Genomic DNA, 26311 nt, shown 5'->3' with positions numbered 1-26311 from the left:
GTCCGGGGCAGAGCCCCGAGACGTCAACCCCGCTAGAACCCGCCACCGAAATCGCCGCCACCACCACCGAAGTCGCCCCCGCCCCCACCGTCGCCGAAGCCACCACCGAAGTCGCCCGGGTCGAAGTCGGAGCCGGAGATGTCGCCGCCGTCGAATCCGCCGCCGCCGAAGTCACCACCCCCGTAATCCGCCGCATACGCGGGGCTCGCCAGCATGGAGCCGAGGACCGTGCCGACCAGCAGGCCCGGCAGCATGCCGCCGCCGAAGTAGCCGCCGGCCCACGGGCCGTACGCCGGACCCGCGTCGTAGTACGGGCGGCGCTCCCCCGCCCCAGCGTCGACCGTGCGCACGTCCGGGTCCTCGCCGTCCCGCAGCCGCGTCGCGTCCGCCGCGCACACCGGGACCTCGCGGGACGAGCCGCCGGGCGGCGTCCACCAGGCGTCCTCGACGGAGGGCCCGTGGCGCGGGTCGAAGAAGCAGGGCGCCCTGCGCTCGGGCAGCGGACGGCCCTCACGGCGCGCGGCGAGCACCGCGAGGGAGAACCGGCCGTCCTCCAGGGCCTGCGTCACGCCGCGGACGTCGTCCGGCCGCTGCGCGTCGTTCATGTACTGCTTGGCCTTCTCGTACGCGTCGAGCGCCCGCTCGAAGTCCGCGCGCATCGCGTCGTCGGCCCCGGCCTCCGCCGGGTGGAAGTCGAGCCGGTCCAGCTCCTCGCCGAACGCCGTGATGTCCTCGTCCACCACGACCCGCAGCTTGTCGAGGGCCTCGCGCTGCTCCTCCTCGCGCTTGCGGCGGCTGCGCCGGTTCAGGGCGTACACGCCCGCGCCGCCCGCCACGACGACCGCGCCGACGCCGATCAGCGCGCCGGCCGAGACGCCGTCGTCGCCGCCCGCGCCCCAGGACGAGGGCGCCGAGCCCTTCGCCGTACTGAGCGACGTGCTGACGAAATCGTCGAGCTGGCTCTTGGCGGACTGGCCCTGCACGCTGTTCACCGCGTTCTTGACGGCCTGCTGCGACATCACCTGGTCGTCCGCGCCCGCGTTGAACTGGGTGCCGAGGCGGACCCCGTAGACGCCGACGACCCCCGTCTTCGCGCGGAGATTCTTGAGCAGGTCCTGCGTCGGGAAATCGGCGGGCAGCACCGCCACCATCACCGGTTTGTCCGCGTCCTTGATCTTGTTCTCGAGCGCGTCGACATCGTCGGAGGTCAGCCCGCCGGACGCACCGGGGGCCACGTAGACCGGACTCTCCTCCAGCGCGTCGGCCACGGTGGACACGTCCGTCGCGGCCGAGGCGGGTGGCGCCACCGCGAAGGTGGCGCCCAGCACGAGGAACGGGGCGGCGAGGGCGGCGATGAGGGGCCTCATACGTCGACGCTAACTCAGCGCGCGCGGGAACGGCGCCCCGAGGCGCTGGTCTACTCGACCGGTTCCACGCCCGCGCGCAGCAGACCGTACGTGTACGCGTCCTCGAGCGCGCCCCAGGACGCCGCGATCACGTTCTCGGCGACGCCGACCGTGGACCACTCGCCGGAACCGTCGGTCGTGGAGATCAACACGCGGGTCGTGGAGGACGTGCCGTGCTTGCCCTCCAGGATGCGGACCTTGTAGTCCACCAGCTCCAGCTTCGCGAGCTGCGGGTAGATCCGCTCCAGGCCGACGCGCAGCGCGCTGTCGAGGGCGTGGACCGGACCGTTGCCCTCGGCCGTGGCGACGATGCGCTCGCCCTTGGCCCACAGCTTCACGGTGGCCTCGTTGGCGTGCGAGCCGTCGGGGCGGTCCTCGACGATCGCGCGCCAGGACTCGACGCGGAAGTACTTGCGCTCCCGGCCCTCGACCTCGGCGCGCATCAGCAGCTCGAAGGAGGCGTCCGCGGCCTCGTACGTGTAGCCCTTGAGCTCGCGCTCCTTGACCCGCTCGACGACGCGGCCGATCAGCTCGCGGTCGCCGCCGAGGTCGACGCCGAGCTCCTTGCCCTTGAGCTCGATGGAGGCGCGGCCCGCCATGTCGGAGACCAGCATCCGGATGTGGTTGCCGACGAGGTCGGGGTCGATGTGCTGGTACAGGTCCGGGTCGACCTTGATCGCGGAGGCGTGCAGGCCCGCCTTGTGCGCGAACGCCGAGACACCCACGTACGGCTGGTGCGTGGAGGGGGTCAGGTTCACGACCTCGGCGATGGCGTGCGAGATGCGGGTCATCTCGCGCAGCGCGCCCTCGGGCAGGACCCGCTTGCCGTACTTGAGCTCCAGGGCGGCGACGACCGGGAAGAGGTTGGAGTTGCCGACGCGCTCGCCGTACCCGTTCGCCGTGCACTGGACGTGGGTCGCGCCCGCGTCCACGGCGGCAAGCGTGTTGGCGACGGCGCAGCCCGTGTCGTCCTGGGCGTGGATGCCGAGCCGGGCGCCGGTGTCGGCGAGGACGGTGGCGGTGACGGCCTGGACCTGGGCGGGCAGGAAGCCGCCGTTGGTGTCGCACAGGACGACGACGGAGGCGCCGGCCTCGTGCGCCGCCCGCACGACGGACTTCGCGTACTCGGCGTTGGCGCGGTAGCCGTCGAAGAAGTGCTCGCAGTCGACGAAGACCCGGCGGCCCTGGGCGACCAGGTGGGAGACGGTGTCGCGGACCATCTCCAGGTTCTCTTCGAGGGTCGTGCGCAGGGCCAGCTCGACGTGCCGGTCGTGCGACTTGGCGACGAGCGTGACTACCGGGGCGCCGGAGTCGAGGAGGGCCTTGACCTGCGGGTCCTCGCTCGCCTTGGCGTTCGCGCGGCGGGTGGCGCCGAAGGCGACGAGCTGCGCGTGCTTGAAGTCGATCTCTTCCTGCGCGCGGGCGAAGAACTCGGTGTCCCGGGGGTTGGCGCCCGGCCAGCCGCCCTCGATGAAGCCCACGCCGAAGTCGTCCAGGTGCCGGGCAATGGTCAGCTTGTCCGCGACGGTGAGGTTGATGCCCTCGCGCTGTGCGCCGTCGCGCAGCGTGGTGTCGAAGACGTGGAAGGAATCGTCGAGTTCACTGTGCTGTGCACTGGGACGTTCACTGAGGCTGCTGCTCATGCTGATCTGGCTCCTGATGGGGATTCTCGGTCTACCGGAATGACCGGCTCCACCGTCCATCTATGATCCCTCGCGCTCTCCGCCTGGCTGTGGGTGGGCCAGAAACAGAAAAACCCCTCGCGGGTGCGAGAGGTCTGCGCGCGGGTCGAGGACGACGGTGTCCACCTGTACCGGGTCGTACGAGGCGGTCACTGCGGACCGGCGCGCCTGCTGCCAATAATCATGGCGAACGAGAGCACGGCGGCAGTCTGCCACAGCCCGGGCCGGCCCCGGACCGTGGTCTCACGATGCGGTCAAGCGGAGCGGCACCTCCCGTACGAGGCGGGCCGCCGCGAACGCCGCCGCGCACAGCAGCGCCGTCCCGATCGCCACCCCGTGCAGCCCGGCGACGATGCCCGCCGGGCCGGGGTCGCCGTGCGCCCGCTGCGCGAACACGGCCCCGAGCACCGCCACGCCGAGCGATCCCCCGACCGCCCGCAGCAACGTCTGTGTGCCGCTCGCCGCTCCGATGTCGCGCGGCTCGGCACTGTTCATGGTGATCAGCATCGCGGGTTGCAGGAGGCAGCCGAGGCCGACGCCCAGGGCGAGCGTCAGGGCGGAGGCCGCCCAGGGCGGCGTTCCCGTTCCCAGCAGGAGCAGGGACAGGGCGCCCGCCGTCGCCAGGGCGCCGCCCGCGAGCGGGTAGTGCCGGTAGCGGCCGCCGCCGCCCACCCGCCGCCCAATGGCCAGCTGGGCGCCCATCATGCCGAGCATCAGCGGGAGCAGCAGCAGTCCGCTCCCGGTCGACGACATGCCGCGGACGTGCTGCATGTACTGCGGCAGATAGGTGGCGGCGCCGAGCATCGCCGCCCCCGCGATGAAGCTCAGCACCTGCGCGACGCCGAAGTTGCGGTCGCGGAACAGGCGGGGCGGGATCACCGGCTCGGCCGCTCGCCGCTCCACCGCGACGAATCCCGCGAGGGCCGCGACCGACACCAGCGCGAGCACCCCGACCTGCGGCGACGTCCAGGCGTACGTCGTCCCGGCCCAGGTCGACAGCAGCGTCAGGGCGAGGATCGCGGTGGTGAGCAGCGCCGCGCCCGCGAGGTCGACCGGGGCCTTCACGCGTTCGGTGCGCACCCGCACCCCGAGCCCGACGACGGCGAGGGCGACGGCCCCGACGGGCACGTTGACGTAGAACACCCACCGCCAGTCCAACTGGTCCGTGAGGAAGCCGCCGAGCAGGGGGCCGCCGATCATCGCGGCGGGCAGCAGGACGCCGATGAGGGACTGCGCGCGGCCCGCCCCGGCCGGGCCGAGCAGTGTGCCCACGAGCGAGAGCGCCCCCACGAACAGGCCGCCCGCGCCGATGCCCTGGGCGGCCCGGAACGCGATCAACTGCCCCATGTCCTGGGCCAGTCCGCACAGGACGGAGCCGGCGAGGAAGACGACGATCGAGGCGAGGTAGCCGCCCTTGCGGCCGTAGAGGTCGCCGATCTTTCCCCAGAGCGGGGTGGTGACGGCCGTGGCCAGCAGATAGGCGGTCACCACCCAGGACAGGTGGTTCATGCCGCCGAGGTCGTCGACGATGACGGGCAGGGCCGTGCCGACGATCGTGCCGTCCAGCGTGGCGATCACGATGCCGAGCAGCAGACCCGCGATCACGAGCCGGGAGGGTGCCCGCGCCTCGGCTCTCTCCGTGAGTGTCGTCATGACTCAGGCCGCGTACGGGCGGACGGACTTGGCGTCGCGCAGCGCGTGCGCCCACCAGGTCAGCTGGTCGAGCATGGCCTTCGCCGCAGCGTCCACGGCGGGATCGTCGACGCGCCCCTCCGCGTCGAAGGCGCCGAACGCGTTGTGGAAGCTGACCGTGTTGCGCACGGTCGTGGCGTTCAACTCGGCCATCACGACCCGGAGTTGCTCGACCGCGCGCAGACCGCCGGCCAGGCCGCCGTACGAGACGAAGGCGACCGGCTTGCCGTGCCATTCCTGGTTGTGCCAGTCGATCGCGTTCTTCAGGGCCGCGGGGAAGCTGTGGTTGTACTCGGGTGTGACGAAGACGAACGCGTCAGCGGCGGCCAGGCGCGGCGAGACCGCGGCGAGCGCCTTGGCGGCACCGGGCGGCGGCGCTTCACCGAAAGCGGGCAGCACGGTCGGCAGCGGGGTCTCGGCGAGGTCGACGAGATCGGTGCGCAGATCGCCGCACTGCCCCAACTGCCCGGCGAGCCAGCGCGACGAAGGCGAGGAGGGCGGCCCGGTCGAGCCCTCGCTCTGGGAACGCCTTGAGCGGCCCGCGCCCGCGCGGCGTGCCTCACTGACCCTCGACCGGATCGCCGAGGCGGCCGTGGAACTGGCCGACGAGGAGGGCGGCGCCGCCGTCACCATGCGCCGCCTGGCCACCAAGCTCGGTGTCGCACCCATGGCCGCGTACCGGCACGTCTCCGGCAAGGAGGACCTGTGGGCGCTGATGTTCGACCGGGTGTCGGCCGCCCTGACCGTGCCCGACGACGTGACCGACTGGCGTGAGGTGCTGCGCTCCTTCGCGTTGCAGACGCGGGAGTTGATGCTCCAGCACCCCTGGCTCGGACAGACGCCGCTGCCGGTCATCCAGCTCACGCCCGCGCGGATGGCGGTGGCGGAGCGGCAGTTGGCGGCGCTGTCCGGCAAGAAGATCGACGTGGACGCCATGGTGGCCGCCCACCGCGCGGTCGGTGCGTTCGTGCACGGCACGACGCAGACCGAGATCGCGCTGCGCGACTACCGTGAGCGGCACGGCTGGAAGAGCGGCGACGAGACACGGCAGGCGCTCGCCCCGCAGATGAAGTACCTGATGGACAGCGGCCGTTACCCGATCTACAAGGAGTACGCGCTGTCGGCGACCCGCAAGGACGACCCGGCCTGGGAGTTCGAGTTCGGGCTCGACTGCGTGCTCGACGGGATCGCGCGGCGACTCGACATCTGAGGCGGCCCGGCGCCCGCACCGGCCGCCCCGCGCACGAAGACGCCCCGGCCCCTCCTGAACGGCGGAGGGGCCGGGGCGTCGGCGCGGGTCAGACGGTCTGCTTCACGGGGTCGCCGGCAGCGCCTTCCGCCGCCTTGACCTGGTTCAGGTCGATGTCGCGGGTCTCGCGCATCGTCAGGTAGACGATCAGCGAGACGGCCGCGCAGCCCGCGACGTACCAGTAGAAGCCGGACTCGATGCCCGCCTCCTTGAACCAGAGCGCCACGTACTCGGCGGTGCCGCCGAACAGGGCGTTGCCGATGGCGTACGGGAGGGCGACGCCGAGGGCGCGGATGCCCGTCGGGAACAGTTCGGCCTTCACGCAGGCGTTGATGGACGTGTAGCCCGTGACGATGACGAGGGCGAGCAGCGAGAGGCCGAGGGCCGGCCAGAACGAGCCCGCGTGCTGGAGCAGCGTCATGATCGGGACCGTCAGGAAGGTCGAGCCGATCGCGAAGGTGATCAGCAGCGGGCGGCGGCCGATCCGGTCGGAGAGCGCGCCCGCGAGCGGCTGCAGACAGGCGAAGACGACGAGCGCGCAGAACGAGACGAGCGTCGCCGTCTCCTTGCTCAGGCCCGCGGAGTTGGAGAGGTACTTCGTCAGATACGTCGTGTACGTGTAGTAGGCGACGGTGCCGCCCATGGTCAGCGCGATGACCAGGAACGCCTCGCGCTTGTGCGCCCACAGCGCCTTGAGGGTGCCCTTGTCGTCGCCGCCCACGGTGGCGTCGGCGTCGGCGGACTCCTCGTAGACGTCGGTCTCCAGCATGTTGCGGCGCAGGTAGAAGATGACCGCCGCGCCGAGGGCGCCGATGATGAACGGGATGCGCCAGCCCCAGCTGTGCAGGGCGTCGTCGGACATCGTGCGCTGGAGCAGGATCTGCAGGCCGAGGCCGATGATCTGGCCCACCGTCATCGACACGTACTGGAAGCTGGAGGCGAAGCCGCGCTTCTGCGGGGACGAGGCCTCGGTGAGGTACGTGGCGCTGGCCGCGTACTCGCCGCCGACCGAGAGGCCCTGGAGCAGCCGCGCGATCAGCAGCACCGCGGCGCCGCCGTAGCCGGCCACCGCGTAGGTCGGCGCCACGGCGATGAGGATCGCCGACGCGGACATCAGGGTGACCGTCAGCGTCAGCGCCGCCTTGCGGCCCTTGCGGTCACCGACCCGGCCGAGCAGCCAGCCGCCCACGGGGCGCATGAAGAAGCCGACGGCGAAGATGCCGGCGGTGTTCATCAGCTGTGCGTTCGGGTTGTCGCTCGGGAAGAAGGATCCCGCGAAGTACGTCGCGAAGCTCGCGTACACAAACCAGTCGAACCACTCGACCATGTTCCCGGCCGATCCGACCAGGACCTTCTTCCATTGTTCTCGTCCCATGAGCGGCACGATGCGGGAACGATCACGCCCAGGGCAAGGTGTACCGGGCAACGATCACGCCTACTTGCGTTCATAGTGTTCGCGGGCGAGTTCGGCGAACGTTGCGAGCCAGTGGTCGGTCGTGAAGTCGCCGCTCTCGACGGCCGGGAGACCCGCGTCGAGGTGTTCCCGCGCGGCCTTCGCGAGCCGCTCGCGCACGGCCCCCTGGGGCAGCGCGTTCGCGATGGCGCGCAGGGACGCGGCGCGGGAGAGCGCGAGGCCGAGGAGGTGGCCGATCTGCGGATCACTGTGGTCGGAGACGACCGGTACGTCGAGCAGCGGGCAGGGTGCGCCGGCGGCCAGCGCCGGGAGGAAGCGGTCGAGCCAGGCGGCGAAGTCGTCGGCGTTCCCGAGGACGCGGCGCATCGCGTCCGCCTCCGTCAGGGCCGGTGACAGGAAGTCCTGGCCGGAGGGCTCCCAGTGGGCGGGCGCGTCGTGGTCGTCGGCGAACCAGCCGCGCAGGCGGTCGCGTACGGCGTCCAGGGTGCGGCTCGGAAGCCCGGCCCGCTCCCCCGTGTCGAGGATCAGGCCGAGGGCGAACGCGCTGTTGGGGTGGTTGCCGTGGCGGACGGGATACGTGGCCTTCGGGAGCCAGTCCGTCAGGAGGCGGTCGACGGCGTCCACGGCGGGGGCGAAGGTGTCGGCCCACCGGGTGCCCCGGCACTGCGCTGCGAGCGCGACGAGCCAGGCCCAGCCGTAGGGGCGCTCGAAGCTGGGGCGGGCGAGCAGGTACTCGGCTTCCCGGGCGAGGTTCTCGCGGGTGAGGTGGCGGTCCAGTACATCGGCGTGGGCCTCCGGCCGGGTCCGGAGCAGCAGCCAGTGCATGTGGACGGAGGAGTGCCAGTCGTAGGCGCCGTAGAAGGCGGGGTGGAGGTCGGACGGGCGGGGGTTGTCGGCCGGGGAGGTGCTGAGGTGGGCGGTGAGGTTGGGGTATTCGCGCGTGACGTTGGCTGCCGCCAGCTGGGCGGTCTGGTCCGGGGTGAGCATGAGGTCCGTTTCGGTTCGTCGCCGGGTGCGGTGCTGTTGGTTGCGTTCGCGCAGTTCCCCGCGCCCCTGGGGGATCAGTGTGTTGCGCCCTCGGTGATGCGGAGGTCGTCCGTGGTCGATGCCGCCGCAAGCAGCAGGGCCCGGATGCCCGTGGCCACCGTTTCGAACGGGAGGGAGGGCGCCGTGCCGTCCGGGACCTGGGGCGGGGACCACGGGACGTGGACGAAGCCGCCGCGTACGCCCGGGAGTTCGGTCGCCAGGAGGTGGGCGAGGCCGTACGCCACGTGGTTGCAGACGAACGTGCCCGCCGTGTTGGAGAGCGCCGCCGGGACGCCCGCATCCCGCATCGCCGCCACGCACGCCTTCACCGGCAGCGTGGAGAAGTACGCCGCCGGGCCGCCCGGCACCACCGGGACGTCGATGGGCTGGGCCCCGGCGTTGTCGGCGATGCGGGCGTCGTCGACGTTGATGGCCACCCGCTCCACCGTGACGCCGGGGCGGCCGCCCGCCTGGCCGAGGCAGACGACCAGGTCGGGCGCCGCCTCCGCCACCGCCGTTCGCAGCGCCGCGATCGACTCACCGAAGACGCACGGGAGTCGGACCGCCGTGACGGCCAGGCCCTCCGGTGGCGCGGCGACGACGGCCTGTGCCGCCTGCCAGGACGGGTTCACGGATTCCCCGCCGAACGGTTCGAATCCGGTGAGCAGTACGCGAGCCATCGCTCGACCTCCTAGAAGGCGAAGAACGCCATGATCACGGTGCAGCAGCCGAGCAGCGCGAACCCCGTGGGGAGCTGCGCCTTGATCGGCCCGTACTGGTCCTTCAGTTCGAGGAGGGTCGCCGGGACGATGTTGAAGTTGGCGGCCATGGGCGTGACGAGCGTGCCGCTGAATCCGGCGAGCATGCCGATCGCGAGGATCGCCACCTCGTTGCCGTGCATCTGCTGAATGAGCACGGGCCAGCCGATCGCCGCGGTCATGACGGGGAACGCGGCGAACGCGTTGCCCATGATCACGGTGAACAGGAACATGCCGACGCAGTACGCGATCACGGCCAGGTACTTGGAGTCGTCCGGCAGCACCGCGTTGGTGATCTTGCCGACCTGGGTGCCGACGCCGGCGACCGCGAAGATCGAGCCGAGGACGGAGAGCAGCTGCGGGAGCAGCAGCGCCGAGCCCATCGCCTCCAGCATCGAGCGGCCGGAGTGGATCGGCGTGGATATCTTGCGCTCGCCGGTGACGAACATGCCGACGACGAGCGCCACGACGCAGCCGACGCCGAGCCCGAGGAGGGTGGCCTGGCCGGTCTCGAACAGGCCCGAGTCGTCGAGGAAGGAGGCGCAGAGGATCGCGACGAGCGGGATGGTGAGCGCGGGGACGAAGAGCTTGTTGCCGAGGCGCGCCGCCGACTTCTCGCGCTGCTCCTGCGTGGTGGTGACCGGTTCGCCCTTGCCGATGAAGTTGAACCCGGCGAGCGCGATCAGTGCGAGGACCGCGACGCCGAGGGGTTCGGCGGGCAGCGCCTTCGAGCCGCCCGCGACCCCGCTGCCGTACGGGAAGGTCAGTCCGAGCAGTCCCCAGAAGGCGGCCGAGGTCCAGCGCTTGGGGTTGGTGCGGTCCGTCGCCATCTGTACCGCCATGACGACGAAGACGAATCCGATCAGCCAGTAGAGCCATTCGACCTTGATCACTTCGAGGGCTCCTTCGGCAGCGGGATCTCGTGTTCGGCGACGGCGAGCGCCATCTCGCGCTCCAGTTGCTTGTCGAGGAGCAGCAGCCGGGCGCCGTGGATGACGAAGGCGCAGACGGCCAGCGGGATGGCCCACAGCGCGAGCTGGGTGGGTTCGAGGTGCTCGTGGTACGTCGAGTTCACGAAGCCGGTGATCAGCAGGATCGAGCCGATCGCGATGAAGCAGTCCTCGCCGAAGAAGACGCCGACGGTGTCGGCGGACGCCGAGTAGGAGCGGACCTTCTCGCGCAGCTTGTCCGGCAGCGCGGCCCCCGCCTTGCGTTCGGCGGCGGCCTCGGCCATCGGCGCGACGAGCGGGCGCACCGCCTGGGCGGGGCCGCCGAGGTTGTTGAGGCCGAAGGCGGCGGTGACCTGGCGTACCAGCAGGTACGCGGTGAGGAAGCGGCCGGCGCTGAGCTTGCCGAGTTTCCCGATGAGCGTGCGGGCCTGTTCGCGCAGGCCGTAGCGCTCCAGAAGACCGATCACCGGCAGCACGATGGCGAAGACGGTGACGGAGCGGCTGTCGGCGAAGGAGGTGCCGAAGGCGGCGAGGATCTCCAGCGGGTTCATCTTGCCGAGCAGCCCGGTGACGATGCCGGCGACACCGACCACGAGAACGGGATTGCGGCGCGTGACGAATCCGAGGATCACCACGAGCACGCCGAGCAGAACGATCATGCGGCGGCCTTTTCGATGAGGGACGCACTTATGGATGAGGGATGCACGGACCTTAGGGGATCGTTCAACGATCTAACAAGAGGTTCCGGAATTCGGACGTCCAGAAGCTCCGGAAAATTTTTACCCTTGTCGGATCGTTGAACGATCCTCTACGTTGAGCCGGTGATCCAGGACGTCATCGACCTCAACGCCGACCTCGGCGAAGGCTTCGGCCGGTGGACCCTCACCGACGACGAGGCCCTGCTCTCCGTGGTGACCAGTGCCAACGTCGCCTGCGGCTTCCACGCCGGCGACCCCTCCGTGATGCGCCGGGTCTGCGACCTGGCCGCCGAGCGCGACGTACGGATCGGGGCGCAGGTCTCCTACCGGGACCTCGCCGGGTTCGGGCGGCGCGCGATGGATGTGCCGCCGGACGAGCTGGCGGCCGAAGTGGCGTACCAGATCGGGGCGTTGCGGGTCTTCGCCGAGGCGGCCGGGGCCGAGGTGGCGTACGTGAAGCCGCACGGGGCGCTCTACAACCGGACCGTGCGGGACGCGGAGCAGGCGCGCGCCGTCGTCGACGGGGTGCGGCTCGCGGGCGGGAGGCTGCCCGTGCTGGGGCTTCCCGGATCCCAACTGCTGGCTGCTGCCGAGGAGTTCGGGCTGCGGCCCGTGCGCGAGGCCTTCGCCGACCGTGCTTACACCCCCGAGGGCACGCTCGTGCCGCGCCGCGAGCCGAACGCCGTCGTCGAGGACGCGGACGCCGTGGTGCGCCGGTCCGTCGGGTTCGCGGTGGACGGTGGGGTCGAGGCGGTCGACGGGTCGCACGTCGCCGTCGCCGCGCGGTCGTTGTGCGTGCACGGGGACACCCCGGGTGCGGCGGCGATCGCCGCGCGGGTGCGGGTGGCGCTCGAGAACGCCGGGGTCAAGGTCGGGGCGTTCGCGTGAGCGTGGGGCTGCGGGTGCGGGTGGCCGGGCGGCATGCGCTGCTGGTGGAGTTCGCCGACGCCGAGCACGCGGGGGCGTTCCACGCGGAGGTGCTGCGCAGGCGTGGGGCGGGGGTGCTGCCGCCGGTGCGGGAGGTGGTGCCGGGGGCCAGGACCGTGCTGCTCGACGGGGTCGCCGAGCCGGATGTGCTCGCGCGCCAACTGGGCAAGTGGGATGTGCCGTTGGGCGCGGCGACGGACGGGGAGGTCGTGACGATTCCGGTCGTGTACGACGGGCCCGATCTGGCCGAGGTCGCGGAGCTGTGGGGGGTGTCGGTCGCGGAGGTCGCGGCGGTGCACTCCTCCTTTACGTATCGGGTGGCGTTCTGCGGGTTCGCGCCGGGGTTCGGGTATTTGAGCGGGTTGCCGGAGGAGTTGCGTGTGCCGCGGCGGGCGACTCCGCGGACGCGGGTCCCCGCGGGGGCGGTTGCGGTTGCCGGGGGGTATTCGGCGGTGTATCCGCGGGCCACGCCGGGTGGGTGGCAGTTGATCGGGTCGATGCGGGATCCTGCGGGGTTGTGGGATCCGTTGCGGGAGCCGGCGGCGCTCTTGACCCCTGGGACCCGGGTTCGTTTCGCCGCGACGGGGTTGACGCCACGGGGCTCCGCCCCGGACCCCGCTGCTCAATCGCCTCAGGGGCTTGATTTGCCTGCACCGGCTCCCGCTCGATCGTCACGGGGGCTTGAAATGCCTGAACCGGCCGCCGCCCAATCGCCGGGCGGGCCTGACCACGGGGTGGTGAACCCGTGACCGTCAAACTCACCGTCACCCGTGCCGGGGCGCTCACCACCGTGCAGGATCTCGGGCGGGGTGGGCACGCCCACCTGGGCGTGCCCCGGTCGGGCGCGCTTGACGAAAGTGCGCTGCGGCTCGGGAACCGGCTCGTCGGGAATCCCGAGGGCGCCGCCGTGCTGGAGACCACGCTCACCGGGTGTGCGCTGCGGTCCGACCGTGGTGTCACCGTGGTCGTGGGCGGGGCACCCTGCCCGGTCACCGTCGACGGCGCGCCCGCGGCCTGGGGCGCCCCCGTGCACGTACCCGCCGGAGCGACCCTCGACGTGGGCGCGGTCAGCGCGGGCGTGCGGTCCTACGTCGCCGTCGCCGGCGGCATCGCCGTCGAGCCCGTGCTCGGGAGCCGGTCCACCGATCTGCTGTCGGGGCTCGGGCCCGCCCCGTTGAGCGCGGGCGACGTGCTGCCCGTCGGGGACGCACCCGGTACGCGGCCCGCGACACCCGTGGCCGCGCCGTGGCCCGCTCCCCCGGCGGAGCTCGTGCTGCCGGTGCGGTTCGGACCGCGCGAGGACTGGTTCACCGAGACCGCGCGGCGGACCTTCGTCACCGCCGCGTACACCGTCTCGGGCAACAGCAACCGGATCGGCCTGCGGACCGAAGGGCCCGCCCTGGAATGGGCGTTGGACGGCGAGCTGGCCAGTGAGGGCATGGTTCTCGGGGCCGTGCAGGTGCCGCCGGACGGGCGGCCCGTGGTGTTTCTGCACGACCACCCGACGACCGGCGGCTACCCGGTGATCGCCGTCGTGGAGGAGGCCGCTCTCGGCGCGGCGGCCCAGGCGGCCCCCGGGACGCCGCTCCGGTTCACCGTCTGAGGCCGAAGGCCCTCGTCGAGGAACTCCCGTACGTGGCCCATGACCTGGTCACGGTCGGCGCGCAGGCCGATCGCCACCGCGATGGAGAAGCCGTCGAGCAGCGCCCGCAGGCGGGTCGCGAAGCGGTCCGGGTCGAGGGCACCGAACTCGCCGCGCGAGATGCCCTCCGCGAGCAGCGCCACGAGGTCGCGGTGCCAGGCCCCCTCGATGGCGGCCTGGCGGGCGCGCGCGTCGTCGTCGGCGTTCCGCGAGCGGTTGAAGACCTCCAGCCACAGCGTCCAGTGCGGATCGCGCGGCGCGTCCGGGACGTACAGGTCGACGTAGGCGTCGAGGCGGGCCCGCGCGCCGCTGTCTCCGACCAGCAGCTCCCTGCGGTGCGCGCCGAGCCGGCCCTCGCTCCACTCCAGCGTGCGCAGCAGCAGTTCGTCCTTGCTGCCGAAGTGGTACGCGAGGTGCCCGCTGCTCATGCCGACCTCGCGGCCGAGCGCGGCCATGGTCAGCCGCTCCAGGCCGTGCTCGGCGATCATCGCCATGGTCGCGGCGAGCACGTCCTCGCGCGGCGGCGCCGGTGTGCGCCGCCGCTGCGTCCCGGTCACCGCTCAGACCCCCGCGACCGGCTGCTGCTGGGTGATGCAGTGGATGCCGCCGCCCGCCGCGAAGATCGTGCGGGCGTCGACGAGGGTGACGGTCCGGGACGGGAAGAGCCCCCGGAAGATCGCGGCGGCCTCCTCGTCGTTCGGGTCGTCGAAGCCGCACAGCACCACGCCGTCGTTGCAGAGGTAGTGGTTGATGTACGAGTAGTCGACCCAGTCGCCTTCCTCGTCGGTGAGGACGGTCGGCGCCGGGACCTCGACGATCTCCAGAGGCCTGCCCTGTGCGTCCGGCTGGCCGGAGAGGGCCGCGATGATCTCGCGGCTGACCTCGTAATCCGGGTGCGCCGGGTCCCGCTGGGAGTGCACGAGGACGACGCCCGGCGCCGCGAAGGCCGCCACGATGTCGACATGTCCACGCGTGCCGAACTCGCCGTAGTCCGCGGTGAGTCCGCGCGGCAGCCAGATCGCCTTGGTGGTGCCGAGCCTGGCGTGGATCTCGGCCTCGACGTCCTCCTTCGCGCGACCCCCGTTGCGGTCGGGGTCGAGCTGGACCGTCTCCGTCAACAGGACGGTGCCCTCGCCGTCGACGTGGATGCCACCGCCCTCGTTGACGAGCGCGGTGGAGTGCACCGGGACGCCCGTGACATCGGCGACATGCCGGGCGATCTTGGAGTCGTGCTCCCAGCGGGCCCAGTCCTGGGCGCCCCAGCCGTTGAACGTCCAGTCCACGGCGGCCAGTTCACCGGTGTCGCCGTGCTTGACGAACGTGGGGCCGATGTCGCGCATCCACGCGTCGTCCAGCTCCCGTTCGACCAGGTCCACGGACGGGTCGAGGAGCGCCTTCGCGGACTCCAGCTGCCCCGGTCCGACGACCATCGTCAGCGGTTCGTGGCGGCGCACGGTGTTGGCGACCTTCGCCCACGCGGCCCGCGCCCCGGCCAGTTCGGCCTCGTCGGAGAAGGTCGGGTTGGGGCCCGGCCACGCCATCCACGTGCGCTCGTGCGGGGCCCACTCGGGCGGCATCACATGCGTGGTCATCGGTTCGGACCCCTTAGAGGAAGTAGAGGCGGTTGAGGGAGACGGACGCGGCCGGCTCGGAGCGCAGCGGGTCGCCGTCGAGGGTGACGAGTCCGGTGCGCTGGTCGACGTCGACCGCTCCCGTACGGGAGTTGAGGCGCAGGTCGGCCGGGCCGATGCCGCGCGTGCCGCGCACGGCGACGCGGCGCCTGCGGGTGGGCATCGTGTCGTGGCCGTCGTCGACGGCGGCCTGCGCGACGAAGGCGACCGAGAGTTCGGCGGCCGTCGCGCCGTACGCCCCGAACTGCGGGCCGAGGACGAGGGGTTCGCAGGTGTCGGTGGCGGCGTTGGGGTCGCCCACCACCCCGTACGCGGGGAAGCCGGACTTCAGGACGAGCTGCGGCTTCGCGCCGAAGAAGTCGGGGGACCACAGCACGATGTCGGCCATCTTGCCGGGTTCGAGGGAGCCGATCTCGTGCGAGAGGCCGTGCGCGATGGCGGGGTTGATGGTCAGCTTCGCCATGTAGCGCAGGACGCGCTCGTTGTCGTGGCCGACGCCCGGGTCGCCGAGCTCACCCTTCATCTTCCCGGCCATCGCGAACGTGCGGCGCACGGTCTCGCCCGCGCGTCCCATGCCCTGCGCGTCCGATGAGGTGATACCGATGGCACCCAGGTCGTGCAGCACGTCCTCGGCGCCCATCGTCCCGGCGCGGATCCGGTCGCGGGCCATGGCGGCGTCGCCGGGCAGCTCCGTCTTGAGGTCGTGGACGGAGACGATCATGCCGTAGTGCTCGGCGACCGCGTCCCGGCCGAAGGGCAGCGTGGGGTTGGTGGAGGAGCCGATGACATTCGGGACGCCCGCCATCTTCAGGACGTTCGGCACGTGGCCGCCGCCGCAGCCCTCGATGTGGAAGGCGTGGATGGTGCGGCCTTCGAGGACCTTCAGGGTGTCCTCGACGGACAGGCACTCGTTCAACCCGTCGCTGTGCAGGGCGACTTGGACGTCGTGTTCCTCCGCGACGCGCAGCGCCGTGTCCAACGCCCGTGTGTGCGCGCCCATGTCCTCGTGCACCTTGAAGCCGCAGGCCCCGCCCTCGGCGAGTGCCTCGACCAGCGGGGCGCCGTCGGAGGACGAACCCCGGCCCAGGAAGCCGATGTTGACCGGCCAGGCGTCGAACGCGGAGAACGCGTGCTTGAGCGCCCACGGCGAGTTGACGCCGACGCCCCACACCGGGCCGAACTCCTGGCCGATGATCGTGGTGACGCCGGAGGCGAGCGAGGCCTCCATGATGCGCGGCGACAGCAGGTGGACGTGGGTGTCGACGGCTCCGGCGGTGGCGATCATGCCCTCGCCGGAGACGATCGTGGTGCCCGTTCCGACCACGACGTCGACGCCGTCCATCGTGTCCGGGTTGCCCGCACGCCCGACGGCGTGGATCCGCCCCTCGCGGATGCCGATCGACACCTTCCTGATCCCGAGCACGGCGTCGATCACCACGACGTTACTGATCACGATGTCGCAGGTGTCGCGGACGGCGGCGGCCTTCAGGTGCAGCCCGTCGCGCGCGGTCTTGCCGAATCCGGCGAGGAACTCGTCCCCGTAGCTCTGGGAGTCGGACTCGACCTCGATGGTGAGCCCCGAGTCCCCGAGCCGGACGCGGTCACCGGCGCGCGGGCCGTGCGTCCCCGCGTACTCGTACGGGGTCAGTCGGCGGGCTTCGGCGGCGTGGCCTCCGGGGCGGCTCATCGCGCGGCCTCCTCTTCAGTCGTGTCCGGTACGCCGAGGTAGCCGCAGGCGGCGGCGCGGCGCAGCGCCTCCTCGCGGGCGCCGGGCGCGTCCAGCGGGCCGTCGACGAGCCCGGCGAACCCGATGGCGATCCGGGCCCCGCCGATCGGCAGCAGCCCGACGTCCTGCGTCTCCCCAGGACCGAACCGCACGGACGACCCGGCGGGCACGGCGAGCCGCATCCCGTAGGCCTTGTCCCGTACGAAGTCCAGGCGCGGGTTGGCCTCGAAGAAGTGGAAGTGGGAGGTGACGGAGACCGGGACGGTGGCCGTGTTGGTGACGGTGAGCGTGAGGACGGCCTGCGGGTCCTCGTGCTCGGGCCCCGGCAGCAGGGCGCCGGGGGCGTCCTCGCCCAGGGAACCGGAGCCCTCGCCGGAGCCGATCGGGTCGCTCACTACCGCGAGCCGCGAGCCGTCGTCGAAGACCGCCTCCACGTGCACCTCGGTCACCACGTCGGCGACGCCCGGCAGCACGTCCTCGGGGCCGAGCGCGGACCGGGCCGCCTCGATCGCCTCGGCGAGCCGCATCCCGTCGCGGGCCGCCTCGCAGACGGTGTCCGCGATCAGGGCGGTCGCCTCCGGGACGTTGAGCCGCAGGCCGCGGCTCTTGCGGGCCCGCGCGAGCTCGGCGGCGCCGAACAGCAGCAGCCGGTCGCGTTCCGTGGGGGTCAGTCTCACGCCGTCACGCCTCCTCGTCGTTCTTAGAACGCTACTCTAACGCTGGCCGCCGAGCATGGGAAAGACAGGTCACGGAGCTGGTTCGAAGTGGTTTGATCTGCACTCAAATCTCACACGTAGAGGTACCCGCACACAAGAAGGGCCGCACTCCCACAACGAGAGTGCGGCCCTGTACTGGTCAGGTCGACCGAGCGGAGCGGTTAGCCCAGCTCGTGCATCCAGCCGTGGGTGTCCTCGGCCTTGCCGCGCTGGATGTCCAGGAGCGCGTTGCGCAGCTTCATCGTGACCTCGCCGGCCTCGCCGCCGGACTGCTGCCACTCGCCGCTCGCGCGCTTGACGGTGCCGACCGGCGTGATGACGGCGGCGGTGCCGCAGGCGAAGACCTCGGTCAGCTCGCCGGACTCGGTGGCGGCCTGCCACTCGTCAATGGAGATGCGGCGCTCCTCCGACTCGTAGCCGAGGTCGCGGGCGACCTGGAGGAGCGAGTCACGGGTGACGCCCGCGAGCAGCGAACCGGTCAGGGTCGGGGTGACGATCTTGTTCCCGTACACGAAGTACAGGTTCATGCCGCCCAGCTCCTCGACCCACTTGTGCTCGACGGCGTCGAGGTAGGCGACCTGGTCGCAGCCCTTGGTGGCGGCCTCGGCCTGCGCGAGCAGGGACGCCGCGTAGTTGCCGCCGGTCTTGGCGTCGCCGACGCCACCGGGGACGGCGCGCACGCGGTCCTCGGACAGCCAGATGGAGACGGGCTTCACGCCGCCGGAGAAGTACGCGCCCGCGGGCGAGGCGATGACGATGAAGAGGTACTCGTTGGCGGGCTTCACGCCCAGACCGATCTCGGTCGCGATCATGAACGGGCGCAGGTAGAGGGACTCCTCGCCGCCGTGCGCGGGCACCCAGTCCTTGTCCTGCTGGACGAGCAGGTCACAGGCCTCGACGAAGGTCTCGACCGGCAGCTCGGGCATGCCGAGGCGCCAGGCGGAGTGCTGGAAGCGCTTGGCGTTCATGTCGGGCCGGAAGGTGGCCACCGAGCCGTCGGGGCGGCGGTATGCCTTGAGGCCCTCGAAGATCTCCTGCGCGTAGTGCAGGACGTTCGTGGCCGGGTCGAGGGAGAGCGGTCCGTAGGGCACCAGCTGCCCGTCGTGCCAGCCCCGCCCCTCGGTCCACTTGACCGTCACCATGTGGTCGGTGAAGTGGCGGCCGAATCCCGGGTTGGCCAGGATCTCCTCGCGCTGCGCGGCGGACAGCGGGGTGGCGGTGGGCTTGAGCTCGATCGTGGGCGTCGTCATGGTTGCGTGTCCTTCACCGTTGGTTGTGACGGACCGCGTTCACGCTTGCACTCCGGTACTGGGAAGTCCGAGCTTCGCCGTACACCGCGGCCTCGCGTTCGATTATCGCGCGTGACGGGGTGTGGTCGAAACGGACCTGGTGGGTACGGGTGCGTGAAGCGGCCCATGGGTTGATGGTCGCACCCAGGAGCCGCACGAGAACAGCCGCCGGGCGCGGTGTGCGACCCGGCGGCTGCTGCTGTCGTCAGCAGTACGAGATGAGCGCCGGGTCAGCCGGCTACTACTCGGGCGACGAGGGCGTCGCCGATCTCGTCGGTGGAGCGCACGGCGTCGCCGCGCTCGCCGAGGTCCGCGGAGACCGCGGCCTCGATCCGGGTGGCCTCGGCCTCGTGGCCGAGGTGGCGCAGGAGGAGGGCGACCGAGAGGACCGTGGCGCTCGGGTCGGCCTTGCCCTGGCCCGCGATGTCCGGGGCCGAGCCGTGCACGGGCTCGAACATGGACGGGAACTCGCGGCTCGGGTTGATGTTCCCGGAGGCCGCGACGCCGATGCCGCCGGAGACGGCCGCGGCGAGGTCGGTGATGATGTCGCCGAAGAGGTTGTCGGTGACGATCACGTCGAAGCGGGCCGGGTCGGTGACGAGGTAGATCGTCGCGGCGTCGACGTGGATGTAGTCGGTGGTGACCTCGGGGAACTCCTCGGCCACCTTGTTGAAGATGTTCGTCCACAGGTGGCCCGCGAAGGTCAGCACGTTGTTCTTGTGGACCAGCGTGAGCTTCTTGCGGGGGCGGGCCTGGGCGCGGGCGAAGGCGTCACGGACCACGCGCTCGACACCGAACGCGGTGTTGACGGAGACCTCGGTGGCGACCTCGTGCTCGGTGCCCTTGCGGATCGTGCCGCCGTTGCCCGTGTACGGGCCCTCGGTGCCCTCGCGGACGACGACGAAGTCGATGTCCGGCTCGCCCGCCAGCGGCGTCGAGACACCCGGAAGGAGCTTCGACGGGCGCAGGTTGACGTGGTGGTCGAACGCGAAGCGGAGCTTGAGCAGGAAGCCGCGCTCCAGGACACCGGACGGCACAGACGGGTCGCCGATGGCGCCCAGCAGGATCGCGTCGTGCTTCTTGAGCGAGTCGAGGTCGGCGTCCGTGAGGGTCTCACCGGAGGCGTGGTAGCGCTTGGCGCCGAAGTCGTACTCCTCGGTCTCCAGCTTCACATCCTGCGGAAGGACGGCGGAGAGGACCTTGAGACCCTGGGCCACGACCTCCTGGCCGATACCGTCGCCGGGGATCACTGCGAGATTGATGCTGCGAGACATGCCAGCACCGTACTCCTCGTCCCATGGGATGACACGCGCTGTCCATGATGTGGACATCGCAGAGTCGCCGCTTTCTGTTCACCCCCATGTCTGGCGGCAGTTGGCAGTCACTGGGAAGTTCCCTTCCATGACCACCGCCAACGACACCCCCAATGTCGGCATCCCCGAGCGGCTCGCCGGACGCCTGAGCATGCCCGAGCAACACGAGTACCTGCGGACGAGGTTCAGCAGGCGCCGCGCGCTGACGGGGGCCGCGGCCACCGTGGGCGGGGCCGCGCTGCTCGGCGGCGGCACCGCGAGCGGCGCGTACGCGGCGCCGCTGCTCCCGGCGCGGGCGGCCGCGAAGGTCGACGGCTCGCTCGTCGCCCCCTTCGGCCGACACCTCGCCTTCGGCGCCGACCCGAAGACGCAGATGCGGGTGTCCTGGCAGGTGCCGTTCGCGGTCCAGAACCCGTATCTGCGGGTGGGCTCGAAGCCCTGGGAGCTGAGCCGGAAGATCCCGGCGGAGGTGCGCGCCCTGCACACGCCGTCCCTGTCGAAGAAGCTCCCGGAGGTCGAGCAGCACTACCTCCACGCCGCACTCGACAACCTCGCCCCCGGCACGACGTACTACTACGGCGTCGGCCACGACGGCTTCGATCCGGCCGACGCGGAGCGCATCGGCACACTCGGCACCTTCCGTACGGCGCCGGCCGCCCCGGAGTCGTTCGTCTTCACGGCCTTCGGCGACCAGGGGGTGAGCTACGACGCGCTCGCCAACGACCAGGTGATCCTCGGCCAGAACCCGTCGTTCCATCTGCACGCGGGCGACATCTGCTACGCCGACAGCAGCGGCCACGGCAAGGAGTCGGACACGTACGACGCGCGGGTGTGGGACCAGTTCCTCGCGCAGACGGAGACGGTCGCCAAGTCGGTGCCGTGGATGGTGACGACCGGCAACCACGACATGGAGGCCTGGTACTCCCCCAACGGCTACGGCGGCCAGAGCGCCCGCTGGTCCCTGCCCGAGAACGGCCCGGACCCGGCGAAGGCGCCCGGCGTCTACTCCTTCACGTACGGGAGCGTGGGCGTGGTGGCGCTCGACGCGAACGACGTGTCGTTCGAGATCCCCGCCAACAAGGGCTACCTGAACGGCAAGCAGACCGCCTGGCTCGACAAGCGGCTCGGGGAGCTGCGGGCGCGGAAGGACATCGAGTTCATCGTCGTCTTCTTCCACCACTGCGCGTACTCGACGTCCACGCACGCCTCGGACGGCGGGGTGCGCGAGGCATGGGTGCCGCTGTTCGTCAAGCATCAGGTGGATCTGGTGATCAACGGACACAACCACGTCTACGAGCGCACGGACGCGATCAAGGGCGCGGGGAACGGCGAGGTCGGCAAGCCGGTGCCGGTCGGCGCGTCGACCGATCCGACGCGCGACGGCATCGTGTACGTCACCGCGGGCGGCGCCGGCAAGGACCTCTACGGCTTCGGGCCCGGCGTGAAGGACAGTTACGAGGGGCACGAGAGCGACGCAGCCGACCGGGAGTCGATCGTCACCTTCCACTGGACCAGGTCACGCGTACCCGACCCGGACACCGTGGAGTGGTCCCGGGTGCGGTACACCGGCTTCTCGTTCCTCGCGGTGGAGGTGGCGAAGGGCCGGATGAAGGTGTCGGCGCTGGCCGAGACCGGCGAACGCATCGACCACTTCGAGGTACGGAGAGGCGCTTAGGGCTTGTCGTTTGGATCAGGCCGGATCAGGGAGCGGGGCCTGGTGCGTGCGATCGCAAGGCGGAGGAGGGAGGCGACGCGGAGCGTCGTCGACCGACGACAACGCCGCGAGCGTGCGTGCCAGGCCCCGCGAGCCCGGCATGATCCAAACGACAGGCCCTAGGCCTCAGTGACCGGTCTCGCCGCCGTTGTCCCTGCGGTCGAGGGCGCGCTGGAGGGCGGCGGCCGCGGTCCTGGCGGCCTGACGGTCGGCTTCGCTCGACGGGGAGACGTGACGGACTCGGCGGCGGACGGGCGTCGCAGTGGCCATGAGGGATCGACTCCTTGAGAATCCGTGGGAATCCGCGCGCTGGTGCGCGCATGGGGATTTCGAGGCGCCGGAAGGGCGGGGAACGGGAGCTGCAGGGGTTGCCTGCCAGATGCTCCGGCTCACGGCCGCCATTCGCCGGATCGGGCGAGTCGTTCGGCTTCTACAAAGCTAGGACAGGTCTCTGCTTCTGTCTCCACAATTACTCGGACTTCCTACTATCTGAGACGGGAGCCGCGTCTTCTGCCCCACCAGCCCCTTTCGCCATAGGGGTCACGGCGGTGGCCGAGTCCCGTGGCACGGGCCGTCCCGGCCATGGCGCGACCGCCGCCCACGCACCACGATGGGTCCCCTACCGGCCGGGCCGCGGTGGCCCGGCCGGTCCCTGGGGAGGAGTCCCACCATGCGCGTCATCAGTCAGCGCCGGCTCGGCGGACCCGAGGTGCTCGAAGTGGTGGAGGTGGAGCGGCCCGAGCCGCTGGCGGGGGAGGTGCTCGTGCGGGTCCGTGCCGTGGGGGTGAATCCGGTGGACCGGCTGGCGCGTTCGGGCGAAGCGGCGCTCTTCGGCGACCCGCCGTTCACGCTCGGCTGGGACGTCTCGGGCGTCGTCGAGTCGGCGGGCCAGGACGTCACCGAATTCCGGCCGGGCGACGAGGTGTTCGCGATGATCCGGGGCGGCGGCTATGCCGAGTACGTCCTGATCCGTACGGAACACCTGGCGCCGAAGCCGGGCAATGTCGACCATGTGCACGCGGCGGGGGTGCCCGCGGCGGCGCTCACCTCCTGGCTCGCGCTCGTCGACACCGGGCAGATCGGGCCCGGCCGCCGGGTGCTGATCCACGCGGCGGGCGGCGGCGTCGGACATGTCGCGGTCCAGATCGCCAAGGCCGAGGGCGCGTACGTCATCGCCACCGCGAGCCCCGACAAGCACGACTTCCTGCGGGAGCTGGGCGTCGACGAACCCATCGACTACACGGCCACGGACTTCGCCCACTCCCTGCGCGACGTGGACGTGGCCCTCGACCTGATCGGCGGCGACTACGGCCCGCGCACGCTGGTCACCCTGCGGCCCGGTGGGCTGCTGGCCTCGGCGGTGATCTGGGACCCCGGCGTCACGCAGGAGGACGCCGAGACCCGCGGGGTCCGCTTCGCTCCCGTCTCGGTCCAGCCCTCGGGGACGACGCTCCGCAAGGTCGCGGCGCTTATGGCGGCGGGCCGCCTGCGCGCCCACGTCACGGCCACGCTCCCCTTGGAGGAGGCGGCCAAGGCCCACGAACTCGCCTCCTCCGGCCACACCCAGGGCAAGATCGTCCTGACGGTCCCCTGAGCAATTGCCCGCACTGTCAAGCCCCGCCGGCGATTGAGGCGCGGGGTCCGGGGCGGAGCCCCGAGGCGTAGGACCGGCCCACACGAAACCGCCCCCGGCCGAGGGGGAAACCTCGACCGGGGGCGGCACCGCTACAGGGGCGATCAGCCCATGTGCGGGTACACGTAGTCCGTCGGCGGCACCAACGTCTCCTTGATGGCACGGGTCAACGTCCACCGCTGAAGGTTCTGCGGCGCCCCGGCCTTGTCACACGTACCGGACGCACGCCCACCACCGAACGGCTGCTGGCCGACGACCGCCCCGGTCGACTTGTCGTTGATGTAGAAGTTGCCCGCGGCGTACCGCAGCTTCTCCATCGTGTGGGCCGCGGCGGCGCGGTCGTTCGCGACGACCGACCCGGTCAGCGCGTAGTCCGACGCCGACTCCATCTGCTCCAGCATGGCGTCGTACTGGTCGTCCTCGTACACGTGCACGGCGAGGAACGGGCCGAAGTACTCGGTGGAGAACACCTCGTTGGCCGGGTCCGAGCACTCGATCACGGTCGGGCGCACGAAGTAGCCGACGGAGTCGTCGTACGTGCCACCGGCGACGATCGTGCAGGACGCGTCGTCCTTCGCCCGGTCGATCGCGGCCTTGTTCTTGGCGAACGCGCGGTCGTCGATGAGCGCGCCGATGAAGTTCGTCAGGTCGGTGACGTCACCCATCTTGATGCCGTCGACCTCGGCCGCGAACTCCTCCTTGAACCCGGAGTTCCAGATGGAGGCCGGGATGTAGGCGCGCGAGGTGGCGGAGCACTTCTGGCCCTGGAACTCGAAGGAGCCGCGGGTCAGGGCCGTCTTGAGGACGGCGCGGTCGGCGCTCGGGTGGGCGACGACGAAGTCCTTGCCGCCGGTCTCACCGACGAGCCGCGGGTAGGTGCGGTACTTGTCGATGTTGTTGCCGACCGTCTTCCACAGGTGCTGGAAGGTCTTGGTCGAACCGGTGAAGTGGATACCGGCGAGGTCACGGTGGTTGAGCGCGACGTCCGAGACGGCCAGGCCGTCACCCGTCACCAGGTTGATGACGCCCTTGGGAAGACCGGCCTCCTCCAGAAGCTGGAGCAGCAGAACGGCGGCGTGCGTCTGCGTCGGGGACGGCTTCCAGACCACGACGTTGCCCATGAGCGCGGGCGCGGTCGGCAGGTTGCCCGCGATGGCCGTGAAGTTGAACGGCGTGATCGCGTAGACGAAGCCCTCAAGCGGGCGGTGGTCCATGCGGTTCCACACGCCCGTGGAGTTCGCCGGCGGCTGCTCGGCGAGCAGGTTGCGGGCGTAGTGGACGTTGAAGCGCCAGAAGTCGATGAGCTCACAGGGAGTGTCGATCTCGGCCTGCTGGGCGGTCTTCGACTGGCCGAGCATCGTCGAGGCGGCCATCGTCTCGCGCCACTTGGTCGACAGCAGCTCGGCGGCGCGCAGGATGATCGCGGCGCGGTCGTCGAAGGACGTCGCGCGCCAGGCCGGGGCGGCGGCCAGGGCGGCGTCGATCGCGTCCTGGGCGTCCTGCTCGGTGGCGTTGGCGTACGTACCGATGACGGACTTGTGGTTGTGCGGCTGCACGACGTCGAAGCGCTCGCCGCCGCCCATCCGACGGACACCGCCGATGGTGCAGGGCAGCTCGATCGGGTTCTCGGCCAGCTCCTTGAGCTTGACCTCCAGGCGGGCGCGCTCCGGGGAACCGGGGGCGTAGCCGTGCACCGGCTCATTGACCGGGGCGGGGACCTGGGTCACGGCGTCGAGGGTCATGGGTCCGTATCTCCTTCGGGGGGTCGGGGAGTTATCGGTTGAGCAAGCGGGAGGGGTCAGCCCTTGGTGAGGACCGAGCGGGCGAAGAAGAGCAGGTTGGCCGGCTTCTCCGCGAGGCGGCGCATGAAGTATCCGTACCAGTCGGTGCCGTACGCGGTGTAGACACGCATCCGGTGTCCCTCGGCGGCGAGGCGCAGCTGCTCGTCGCTGCGGATCCCGTACAGCATCTGGAACTCGTACTCGTCCAGCTTGCGCCCGGCCTGCCGGGCGAGCTCCTGCGCGATGGAGACGAGCCGCGGGTCGTGGGACCCGACCATCGGGTACCCGGCACCCTCCATGAGGATGCGCATGATCCGCACGTACGCCTTGTCGATCTCGGCCTTGTCCTGGTACGCGACCTCGGCGGGCTCCTTGTAGGCGCCCTTCACGATGCGCACGCGGCTGCCCGCGGCGGCGAGGCGGCGGGCGTCGTCCTCGGTGCGGAACAGGTAGGCCTGGATGACGCAGCCGGTCTGCGGGAAGTCCTTCCGCAGCTCCTCGTGGATGGCGAACATCGAGTCGAGGGTGGTGTGGTCCTCGGCGTCGAGGGTGACGGTGGTGCCGATCTTCGCGGCGGCCTCGACGACGGGCCGTACATTGGCGAGGGCCAGCTCGTGGCCGCCCTCAAGCGCCTGGCCGAACATCGACAGCTTCACGGACATCTCGGCCTTCGTGCCGAGGCCCAGGTCCTTGAGGCGCTCGACGAGCTCCAGGTAGGCGTCCCGCGCGGCCTGCGACTGCTCGACGGTGGTGATGTCCTCACCGACCACGTCGAGCGTGACCTCCAGACCCTTGGCCGCGGCGTCCTCGATGATCGGCACGACCTGGTCGACCGACTCGCCGGCGATGAAGCGGTCGACGACCTGCTTGGTGCCCGGCGCCGCCGACACGAAGGCGCGCATCTTGTCGCTGCGCGACGCGGCGAGGATCAAGGGAGCCAGCACGGGGCACCTCCACGGATCACGAATTGAGAGCGGTCACTGATTCAGTACGTCAAATACGGGTCATTTCCGCGCGTACCGGGACGGCACGGAGAACCACTCAGAAATCTAAGGATCCCTCCG

General features: G+C 71.1%; 24 protein-coding genes. 6 read left to right on the top strand and 18 right to left on the bottom strand.

The window, feature by feature from the left end; translation table 11 throughout:
• Positions 1-32: 32 nt before the first annotated feature.
• The 4 genes from ACIA8D_RS03050 to ACIA8D_RS03035 all read right to left on the bottom strand — a co-directional run bounded on the left by ACIA8D_RS03050 (position 33) and on the right by ACIA8D_RS03035 (position 5413).
• Positions 33-1367 carry a hypothetical protein gene (locus ACIA8D_RS03050; RefSeq protein ID WP_399228174.1) on the bottom strand — a complete coding sequence of 445 codons (1335 nt, stop codon included), beginning with the start codon at positions 1365-1367 and terminating at the stop codon, positions 33-35.
• Positions 1368-1417: 50 nt separating this feature from the next.
• A complete protein-coding gene (gene cimA, locus ACIA8D_RS03045; RefSeq protein WP_399228173.1) occupies positions 1418-3049 on the bottom strand; it encodes a citramalate synthase in 1632 nt (543 codons plus the stop codon).
• Positions 3050-3331: 282 nt separating this feature from the next.
• The gene (locus ACIA8D_RS03040) at positions 3332-4741 is read right to left on the bottom strand and encodes a DHA2 family efflux MFS transporter permease subunit (RefSeq protein ID WP_399228171.1); all 1410 of its coding nucleotides are present in this window, start codon (positions 4739-4741) and stop codon (positions 3332-3334) included.
• A 3-nt stretch (positions 4742-4744) separates the two neighbouring features.
• Entirely contained in the window at positions 4745-5413 is a 669-nt protein-coding gene (locus ACIA8D_RS03035; protein ID WP_399228169.1) for an NADPH-dependent FMN reductase, read from the bottom strand.
• Between ACIA8D_RS03035 and ACIA8D_RS03030 the strand changes: the two genes are divergently transcribed.
• Positions 5412-5990, top strand: coding sequence for a TetR/AcrR family transcriptional regulator (locus ACIA8D_RS03030; protein ID WP_399228529.1), 579 nt, complete (start codon positions 5412-5414; stop codon positions 5988-5990). The genes ACIA8D_RS03035 and ACIA8D_RS03030 overlap by 2 nt on opposite strands.
• Positions 5991-6078: 88 nt before the next feature.
• Here ACIA8D_RS03030 and ACIA8D_RS03025 read toward each other — a convergent pair whose 3' ends face one another.
• The 5 genes from ACIA8D_RS03025 to ACIA8D_RS03005 form a co-directional block, all read right to left on the bottom strand.
• Entirely contained in the window at positions 6079-7404 is a 1326-nt protein-coding gene (locus ACIA8D_RS03025; RefSeq protein WP_399228167.1) for an MFS transporter, read from the bottom strand.
• Between the two features lie 60 nt (positions 7405-7464).
• Positions 7465-8430 (bottom strand): DUF2891 domain-containing protein, encoded by a 966-nt coding sequence (locus ACIA8D_RS03020; protein ID WP_399228165.1) that lies wholly within the window; start codon positions 8428-8430, stop codon positions 7465-7467.
• 74 nt (positions 8431-8504) lie between these two features.
• Positions 8505-9149, bottom strand: a complete 645-nt coding sequence (gene pcp, locus ACIA8D_RS03015) for a pyroglutamyl-peptidase I (protein WP_399228164.1) — start codon at positions 9147-9149, stop codon at positions 8505-8507.
• Between the two features lie 11 nt (positions 9150-9160).
• Positions 9161-10120: a DUF979 domain-containing protein gene (locus tag ACIA8D_RS03010; RefSeq protein WP_399228162.1), complete on the bottom strand. Its 960-nt coding sequence runs from the start codon at positions 10118-10120 to the stop codon at positions 9161-9163.
• Positions 10117-10836 carry a DUF969 domain-containing protein gene (locus ACIA8D_RS03005; RefSeq protein WP_399228161.1) on the bottom strand — a complete coding sequence of 240 codons (720 nt, stop codon included), beginning with the start codon at positions 10834-10836 and terminating at the stop codon, positions 10117-10119. The genes ACIA8D_RS03010 and ACIA8D_RS03005 overlap by 4 nt, the downstream gene beginning before the upstream one ends.
• Positions 10837-10998: 162 nt before the next feature.
• Here ACIA8D_RS03005 and ACIA8D_RS03000 point away from each other — a divergent pair, with 162 nt between their 5' ends.
• From ACIA8D_RS03000 to ACIA8D_RS02990, 3 genes are read left to right on the top strand one after another with little or no spacing between them, the layout of a single operon-like run.
• Positions 10999-11763: a LamB/YcsF family protein gene (locus ACIA8D_RS03000; RefSeq protein ID WP_399228158.1), complete on the top strand. Its 765-nt coding sequence runs from the start codon at positions 10999-11001 to the stop codon at positions 11761-11763.
• Positions 11760-12551, top strand: a complete 792-nt coding sequence (locus ACIA8D_RS02995) for an allophanate hydrolase subunit 1 (protein ID WP_399228156.1) — start codon at positions 11760-11762, stop codon at positions 12549-12551. The genes ACIA8D_RS03000 and ACIA8D_RS02995 overlap by 4 nt, the downstream gene beginning before the upstream one ends.
• A complete protein-coding gene (locus ACIA8D_RS02990; protein ID WP_399228154.1) occupies positions 12548-13405 on the top strand; it encodes a biotin-dependent carboxyltransferase family protein in 858 nt (285 codons plus the stop codon). Before ACIA8D_RS02995 ends, ACIA8D_RS02990 begins: the two co-directional genes overlap by 4 nt.
• On the opposite strand, the gene ACIA8D_RS02985 is transcribed toward ACIA8D_RS02990, so the two are convergent.
• The 6 genes from ACIA8D_RS02985 to ACIA8D_RS02960 all read right to left on the bottom strand — a co-directional run bounded on the left by ACIA8D_RS02985 (position 13318) and on the right by ACIA8D_RS02960 (position 20080).
• A complete protein-coding gene (locus tag ACIA8D_RS02985) occupies positions 13318-13938 on the bottom strand; it encodes a TetR/AcrR family transcriptional regulator (protein ID WP_399228527.1) in 621 nt (206 codons plus the stop codon). The two genes, ACIA8D_RS02990 and ACIA8D_RS02985, sit on opposite strands and share 88 nt — an antisense overlap.
• 66 nt (positions 13939-14004) lie before the next feature.
• Entirely contained in the window at positions 14005-15036 is a 1032-nt protein-coding gene (locus ACIA8D_RS02980; protein WP_399228153.1) for an agmatine/peptidylarginine deiminase, read from the bottom strand.
• A 13-nt stretch (positions 15037-15049) separates the two neighbouring features.
• A complete protein-coding gene (locus ACIA8D_RS02975; protein WP_399228151.1) occupies positions 15050-16762 on the bottom strand; it encodes an urease subunit alpha in 1713 nt (570 codons plus the stop codon).
• Complete coding sequence (gene ureA / locus ACIA8D_RS02970; protein ID WP_399228149.1) at positions 16759-17478, bottom strand: urease subunit gamma; 720 nt, start codon at positions 17476-17478, stop codon at positions 16759-16761. The genes ACIA8D_RS02975 and ureA overlap by 4 nt, the downstream gene beginning before the upstream one ends.
• Before the next feature lie 200 nt (positions 17479-17678).
• Positions 17679-18767, bottom strand: a complete 1089-nt coding sequence (locus tag ACIA8D_RS02965) for a branched-chain amino acid aminotransferase (protein ID WP_399228147.1) — start codon at positions 18765-18767, stop codon at positions 17679-17681.
• Positions 18768-19036: 269 nt separating this feature from the next.
• Positions 19037-20080: a 3-isopropylmalate dehydrogenase gene (locus ACIA8D_RS02960; protein WP_399228145.1), complete on the bottom strand. Its 1044-nt coding sequence runs from the start codon at positions 20078-20080 to the stop codon at positions 19037-19039.
• A 127-nt stretch (positions 20081-20207) separates the two neighbouring features.
• Here ACIA8D_RS02960 and ACIA8D_RS02955 point away from each other — a divergent pair, with 127 nt between their 5' ends.
• A complete protein-coding gene (locus ACIA8D_RS02955) occupies positions 20208-21794 on the top strand; it encodes a purple acid phosphatase family protein (RefSeq protein WP_399228143.1) in 1587 nt (528 codons plus the stop codon).
• A 165-nt stretch (positions 21795-21959) separates the two neighbouring features.
• Here the strand turns inward: ACIA8D_RS02955 and ACIA8D_RS02950 are convergent, their stop codons facing one another.
• Complete coding sequence (locus ACIA8D_RS02950) at positions 21960-22103, bottom strand: hypothetical protein (protein WP_266714423.1); 144 nt, start codon at positions 22101-22103, stop codon at positions 21960-21962.
• Between the two features lie 400 nt (positions 22104-22503).
• Here ACIA8D_RS02950 and ACIA8D_RS02945 point away from each other — a divergent pair, with 400 nt between their 5' ends.
• A complete protein-coding gene (locus tag ACIA8D_RS02945; protein WP_399228142.1) occupies positions 22504-23427 on the top strand; it encodes an NADP-dependent oxidoreductase in 924 nt (307 codons plus the stop codon).
• Between the two features lie 143 nt (positions 23428-23570).
• Here ACIA8D_RS02945 and pruA read toward each other — a convergent pair whose 3' ends face one another.
• Together pruA and ACIA8D_RS02935 are read right to left on the bottom strand one after the other, a co-directional pair.
• Positions 23571-25208: an L-glutamate gamma-semialdehyde dehydrogenase gene (gene pruA, locus ACIA8D_RS02940; protein ID WP_399228141.1), complete on the bottom strand. Its 1638-nt coding sequence runs from the start codon at positions 25206-25208 to the stop codon at positions 23571-23573.
• A gap of 56 nt (positions 25209-25264) precedes the next feature.
• Positions 25265-26191, bottom strand: coding sequence for a proline dehydrogenase family protein (locus ACIA8D_RS02935; RefSeq protein WP_399228139.1), 927 nt, complete (start codon positions 26189-26191; stop codon positions 25265-25267).
• Between the last annotated feature and the right edge of the window lie 120 nt (positions 26192-26311).

The organism is Streptomyces sp. NPDC051684 (assembly GCF_044453445.1).
Taxonomy (GTDB): Bacteria; Actinomycetota; Actinomycetes; order Streptomycetales; family Streptomycetaceae; genus Streptomyces.
Note: the sequence above shows the minus strand (reverse complement) of the source record. Positions and strands in the feature narration are given on the sequence as shown.